Annotated in this window: 1 protein-coding gene; it reads right to left on the bottom strand. The window is 67.7% G+C overall.

Going from position 1 to position 1428, the window contains the following annotated elements:
- Positions 1–57: 57 nt before the first annotated feature.
- Entirely contained in the window at positions 58–1305 is a 1248-nt protein-coding gene (locus D8M29_RS12290; RefSeq protein WP_036337348.1) for an IS256 family transposase, read from the bottom strand.
- Positions 1306–1428 lie beyond the last annotated feature (123 nt).

Raw genomic sequence — 1428 nt, 5'->3', positions numbered from 1 at the left:
GGTCAAGTCCCTGGAAGTGGTGTAACCGTCTTCGAGGTTGTAGGGGGCTTGTACCTGTCAGGTCTGCAGGGTCGGCATCACCTCCGTGCTCATCACGGTCTCTTGCTCCGTGGTCAGGGGCTCACGGCACCGGGCGAGCAGTTCCAGGCCGAGATACCGGCGGCCTTCGGCCCATTCATCTGTCTGCTCGGCCAGCACGGCCCCGACCAGGCGCACCACGGCATCCCGGTTCGGGAAGATCCCCACCGAGTCCGTGCGGCGCCGGATCTCCCGGTTCAGCCGCTCGGCGGGGTTGTTCGACCAGATCTGGCACCACACGTCCCTCGGGAACGAGGTGAACGCGAGGATGTCCTGTCGAGCGGCGTCTAAGTGGGCGGCCACCGCGGGCAACCTGTCCTGCACGTAGTCCAACAGGCGCTCGAACTGGGCGTGCACGGCCGGCCCGTCGGGCTGGTCATACACGCTGTGCAGCATGGCCTTCACCGCCGGCCACATGCTCTTCGGGGTCACGGCCATCAGATTCGCCGCGTAATGGGTGCGGCAGCGTTGCCACACGGCCCCGGGCAGGTTCGCCGCCACTGCTTCCACGAGGCCGCGATGGGAGTCCGAGGTCACCAGTGCCACCCCGGCCAGCCCCCGGGCCACCAGATCCGCGAAGAACTCGTTCCACCCCGCCCCGGACTCCGTGGTGGCCACCCTCAGCCCGAGGACCTCGCGGCGCCCGTCCGCGTTGACCCCGGTGGCGACCATGGCCACCGCGTTGACCACACGCCCGCCCTCACGCACCTTCATGGTCAGGGCGTCGGCGGCGAGGAACACGAACGGGCCGGCCTCGCCCAGAGGCCGGTGGCGGAAAGCCTCGATGTGCTCGTCCAACTCCTGTGCCATCCGGCTGACCTGGGACTTCGAGAGCGAGTCGATGCCCAGCTGCCGTACGAGCTTGTCCATGCGCCGGGTCGAGACCCCGGCCAGGTAGCAGTCCGCGACCACGGTGATCAGTGCGGACTCGGCCCGTTTGCGGCGCTCGAGCAGCCATTCGGGGAAGTACGTGCCGGCCCGGAGTTTGGGGATGGCCACATCGATCGTGCCGGCGCGGGTGTCCAGGGGTCGGTGGCGGTAGCCGTTGCGCTGCGCTGTCCGATGTTCGGAGGGCTTGCCGTACTCGGCCCCGCAGACCGCGTCAGCGTCGGCGGAGAGCAGTGCGTTGATCACGGTCTGCAGCAGGTGGCGCAACAGATCGGGAGAGGCCTCCCCGAGAGCTTCGCGCAGCAGCCGTTCAGGGTCGACAATATGAGGAGCGGTCATCGTGGTGATGTCCTTTCGAGAGTGCTGTGGAAGGTTCGCTCGAAGGCTCCCACGGTGACCGCGTCCGTCTCGAAGATGGTCGTGGCCACCGGGGAGGGTTACACCACTATCCGGGACTCAACT

Source organism: Micrococcus sp. HSID17227 (genome assembly GCF_003989405.1).
Classification (GTDB): Bacteria; Actinomycetota; Actinomycetes; order Actinomycetales; family Micrococcaceae; genus Micrococcus; species Micrococcus luteus.
Note: the sequence above shows the minus strand (reverse complement) of the source record. Positions and strands in the feature narration are given on the sequence as shown.

Coding starts and splice junctions, on each gene's coding strand:
- D8M29_RS12290 (WP_036337348.1), bottom strand. CDS start 1,305: ATGACCGCTCCTCATATTGTCGACCCTGAACGGCTGCTGCGCGAAGCT.